General features: G+C 57.1%; 4 protein-coding genes and 1 other RNA gene. 1 reads left to right on the top strand and 4 read right to left on the bottom strand.

The features are described from left to right. Positions 1-351: 351 nt before the first annotated feature. Complete coding sequence (locus tag VN114_RS05885) at positions 352-735, top strand: hypothetical protein (RefSeq protein ID WP_325512939.1); 384 nt, start codon at positions 352-354, stop codon at positions 733-735. 5 nt (positions 736-740) lie between these two features. On the opposite strand, the gene VN114_RS05880 is transcribed toward VN114_RS05885, so the two are convergent. The 4 genes from VN114_RS05880 to VN114_RS05865 form a co-directional block, all read right to left on the bottom strand. Further along, on the bottom strand, positions 741-956 hold the full coding sequence (locus VN114_RS05880) for a hypothetical protein (protein ID WP_325512937.1): 216 nt from the start codon (positions 954-956) through the stop codon (positions 741-743). Next, the gene (locus tag VN114_RS05875) at positions 937-2,931 is read right to left on the bottom strand and encodes an ATP-binding protein (RefSeq protein ID WP_325512935.1); all 1,995 of its coding nucleotides are present in this window, start codon (positions 2,929-2,931) and stop codon (positions 937-939) included. Before VN114_RS05875 ends, VN114_RS05880 begins: the two co-directional genes overlap by 20 nt. Positions 2,932-3,210: 279 nt before the next feature. Next, an RNA gene (gene ffs, locus VN114_RS05870) (signal recognition particle sRNA small type) lies at positions 3,211-3,309 on the bottom strand. Positions 3,310-3,424: 115 nt separating this feature from the next. Further along, the coding region (locus VN114_RS05865) for a UbiD family decarboxylase (RefSeq protein ID WP_325512933.1) at positions 3,425-4,732 on the bottom strand (1,308 nt) is incomplete at its 5' end.

Raw genomic sequence — 4,732 nt, 5'->3', positions numbered from 1 at the left:
GAAAAGATTCTAGTAGATAAAAACCAATTCGAATATGCCGATTTCTAAAAATCGGGCGGTTTAAACGAAATTCACAAAGTCCGCTTCATTCGCGATCGAAAAAGTTATCGCAATTGAAAACTTTTCTCCCATGTTCATGAGATACATGAACAACTGCGGCATGCGATGCAGTTTTTATACCAAGCGCAAAGTTGGGATAGCGTGACGCTTCGGGTTCCTACCCTGCGCTTCTCACCGGCATCGTTGGTAAAAATTACCGATTGCACGGCAGGCGAACGAGAAATCGAGACGGCCGCTTTTTCGCGTGCCTATAATTGAACCGGTTACAACGGCAACACTGCGGAGAAAGCCATGGGCAACTTGAATGTCGATTTTCATGTTTCGGTGTTAACCGTTCCGGATTTCGTCACGCCTGAAGACTTTCCCGCCTGGTTGCGGCACGAGGCATCCGCCATCCAGGATTTGAGTCGCAAAAACAGTCTTACCATCGTGCGGCTTTTTCTGGCGAGCCGCATCAAGGCGGCGATTCCGCGCAAGAAGCTGGATGCGCTGCTGCAAACCGTTACCAACAGCTACCCGGCGATTTTTCGGATGGAAATGGTGGTGATCGACGAAGCGCTCGACCATGACGAGATCGAACTGATCGAATCCGATGCGGAACAGGAATTGGCGGAGATACTGGAAATTGCCGAACGCGTACAGCAACAGAAAGAAGCCAAGGGCAGGTTGCACTGACGCATTCAGCAAAACATCAAGGCAATGATCGCGGCGTCGTCTTCCAGCATCAGCAACACGGTCACCGACCACAACAGCAGCCAGGTGCGCGCTGTCGCAAGCCATTCGGGCCGGGACCGAAGGTAGGCATTTTCTTCGATGTCTGCGCATCGGCAGACGACGTCACCATTGGCAAATGGCGGCGGCGATGTGATGCCGTTTTCAGTTTTTTTCCAGCGCACTGCCTTTTTCCTTTTCCCATTGTGCCAGCGCCGCCAACGCTTCGCGCGGGTCGAAAGGCTTGGTCAAATGATGGTCGAAGCCGGCATCATAAGCCATACGCTTGTCGGTTTCCTGTCCCCAGCCGGTTGCGGCTATCAGCAACGCGGCACGCCCCCAGTCTTCGCCGCGCATGCGGCTGGCGACTTCGTAGCCGTTCATCTTCGGCATGCCGATATCGAGAATCACAATATGCGGCTTTTCTTTGGCGCCTGTCGCCAAGCCATCCAGGCCGTTATACGCAGTGAGCACCCGATACCCCGCGATCTGGAAAATCACTGACAGGCAATCGGCTGCGTCCCGATTGTCGTCGATCAGCAGGATGGTTTTTCCATGCCGTGCCGTATTGACGGGCGCTGACGGCGCAAGCACCGCGTTTTTCTGTTCAAGTGGCAGCGGCAGCCGGACGACGAATCGCATTCCCTGCCCCAAACCGCGGCTGTGAGCGGCAATCCTGCCGCCGTGCAGATCGAGCAAGCCCTTGGACAAGGCAAGGCCGATGCCCAGTCCGCCTTCCGAGCGGTCGATCGCCGAGCTGACCTGGGAAAACATTTCAAACAGATGCGGCAGATCCTGCGCCGCCACGCCGATTCCGTTATCGGAAATCGTTACCGTCAGCACGCCATCGTCGACGGCCGCGTCAAGTTCGATGCGCCCCTCGCGATCGGTATATTTTGCAGCGTTCGTCAGCAGGTTGGTCAATACCTGCGCAATGCGTAACGGATCGACGTCCAGCAGAATGGTTTCGTCCGGCAGCTTCACGTGCAGTAGATGTGCCTTGATGTCGATCATCGGCCGTACGGTTTCGACTGCACTGTCGACTACTTCCCGCAGCGTGACCGGCCGTTTCTTCAGATCGAGCCTGCCGCTGGTGATGCGTGACACGTCAAGCAGATCCTCCAGCAGGCGCGTCATATGGCCTGCTTGGCGATCAATGATTTCACGGCAGCGCTGCAGCAGTTCTGCCGTTAGCTCCGTTTCGCCCAACAAATGCGCGGCGCTGCGGATCGGTGCCAGCGGATTGCGTAATTCGTGTGCCAGCGTCGCAAGAAATTCATCCTTGCGGCGATCGGCAAGGCGCAAGGCGTCCTCCGCGCGCTTGCTGGCTGTGACATCCCATACCAAACCCGTCGTGCCAACTTTCCCGGTGATGGCATTACAGGTCGTCATGCCGCGCTCCTCCAGCCATGCGATCTCGCCATCGCGCGGACGGACAATGCGAAATTCGCCGTGCCAGCTTCCCTTTGCGGCGATCGCTGATTCGACCAAGGTGCGATGACGGGCGACATCATCCGGATGCACCAGGGCGAAACCCTGTCCGCTGTCGTGCAGCACTTCGCCTGGCGGCAATCCGAATACTTCGGTTGCGGAATCGGACATGATTAACTGATCCGATTGCAAGTCCCATTCCCAGCTTGCCATCTTGGCCGCGTTCAGTGCGGCGACCAGACGCGCATCGCTGTCACGCAAACGCCGCGCAACCAGCATCTTGGCCGTGCGTTCATGCGCGGCAACGAGCATGCCGGCCACGATGCCGTCCGATTGCCGGATGGGGCTGAAGGAAAAAGTGAAATAGCGGTCTTCGGGATAGCCGTTGCGCTCGATGACCAGACGCAAATCATAGCCGCGCACCGCTTCGCCGCATTCCATGACTTGCTGCGCAAGTTCATCCAGCTTGGGCAGCATTTCCTGCTGGGTAGCGAGCGCGGAACGGGCGTATGCATTGCGATGCCGGGCTTCGCCCATCAGCTCGCGATAGGCATCGTTATATAGCTGAATCAAATCAGCGGCCCACCAGACTGCGATAGCAAATTGCGAATCGAGACAGATTCCCGTCGTCAATCGCAATGCCTCCGGCCAGCATGAGATGTCGCCCAGCGATGTCCCGGACCAGTCGGTTGCGCGGATCAATGCCCCCATTGCGCCGCCCTCGGGCATCCACAATTCCGTTCCACCCATTTTCATGCCGTCCCCGCATTCACGCTGCTGTAACCGCTCGCATACCATGCAAATACCAGACCATAACGATAATCTTTGCACAACATTTTGCCCGGTTTCCGTCGGCCCGAACATCCCATAAATGTGTCGCCGTTAAGAAAAATTTAAAGACACATTCTTTTCGGAATCGAGGCAATAAGCGCCAGCGCCCTCAGACACGAAAACATGCCGCGAAGCGGAACGGAGAACAGAAAACGGGGAGTATGTGAGGGAAAAACAGAAGGCGAGCCTTGTCTACGGCACTTGCAGGAAATGGCTGTGGCTGCTTCGTTCCCGACCTGACCAGGTTGACCATGCCACAATGCGCAGGGGCCCGCCGACAAGTATTTTACCAGCAAAGACGCCCGCCTGCTTTCTACTTTCTCATATGAAGCGACATCGGAGCCGCGCGAATCGTTAACGCGAAACCGAACAGGCGGCCCTCCCGTCTCGTCTAGATACCGAGCTGTTGCCAGATCAGATCGACCTTCTTCCTGACTTCGTCGCTCATCTCGATTACCCGGCCCCACTCGCGATCCGTTTCACCCGGCCACTTGTTGGTAGCATCGATGCCCATCTTGCTGCCGAGTCCGCTGACCGGCGACGCAAAATCCAGATAATCGATCGGCGTGTTGTCGACCAGCGTGGTATCGCGCGTCGGGTCGACCCGCGTCGTGATCGCCCAGATCACTTCCTTCCAGTCGCGAATATTCACGTCCTCGTCCACGACGACGATGAACTTGGTATACATGAACTGGCGCAGAAAGCTCCAGACGCCCAGCATCACCCGCTTGGCATGGCCGGGATAGGATTTTTTCATTTGCACCACCGCCATGCGGTAGCTGCAGCCCTCCGGCGGCAGGTAGAAATCGGTAATTTCCGTAAACTGCTTCTGCAGCAGGGGGATGAAAACTTCGTTCAGCGCCACACCTAACACGGCGGGCTCGTCCGGCGGCTTGCCCGTATAAGTGGAGTGATAAATCGGATCGCGCCGCATCGTAATGCGGTCGATCGTAAAAACCGGGAAATTGTCCTGCTCGTTGTAGTAGCCGGTATGATCGCCAAACGGGCCTTCCAGCGCATGCTCGTAGCCGGAAGGATGCGATTCGTCTGGATAGATATGGCCTTCCAGCACGATTTCCGCCGAGGCTGGTACGCGCAATTCGCTGCCGATCGCTTTGACCAGTTCCGTGCGACTGCCACGCAGCAAACCTGCAAATTGATACTCGGACAAGGTATCCGGCACTGGCGTCACTGCTCCGAGAATCGTTGCAGGATCTGCGCCGAGCGCAACCGCAACCGGATACGGCTTACCCCTGTTAACTATAGAGTGTTCGCGAAAATCGAGGGCGCCGCCGCGGTGCGCCAGCCAGCGCATGATGACCTTGTTGCGACCGATCACCTGCTGGCGATAAATGCCCAGATTCTGCCTTTTCTTGTGCGGCCCTTTCGTAATCACCAGTCCCCAGGTAATCAGCGGCGCGATGTCACCTGGCCAGCAATGCTGGATCGGCAAGCGCGCCAGATCGACGTCGTTGCCTTCCCAGACGATTTCCTGGCAAGGCCCGCCGCGCAACTCCTTGGGCGACATATCCCATAGCGATTTGACCAGCGCACCGAGGCCCAGCACGTCCTTGAACCCCTTCGGCGGTTCAGGTTCCTTCAGGCTGGCCAGCACATGACCGATACGTCGTAACTCGCTCAGGTCCGAAGCGCCCATGCCGAGCGCGACACGACGCGGCGTACCGAAGAGATTGCCGAG

This window comes from Oxalicibacterium sp. (assembly GCF_035565035.1).
Classification (GTDB): domain Bacteria; phylum Pseudomonadota; class Gammaproteobacteria; order Burkholderiales; family Burkholderiaceae_D; genus Oxalicibacterium.
The sequence above is the reverse complement of the archived record's forward strand: the minus strand, read 5'-3'. Positions and strand labels throughout refer to the sequence as shown.

Coding starts and splice junctions, on each gene's coding strand:
- VN114_RS05885 (WP_325512939.1), top strand. CDS start 352: ATGGGCAACTTGAATGTCGATTTTCATGTTTCGGTGTTAACCGTTCCG.
- VN114_RS05875 (WP_325512935.1), bottom strand. CDS start 2,931: ATGCCCGAGGGCGGCGCAATGGGGGCATTGATCCGCGCAACCGACTGG.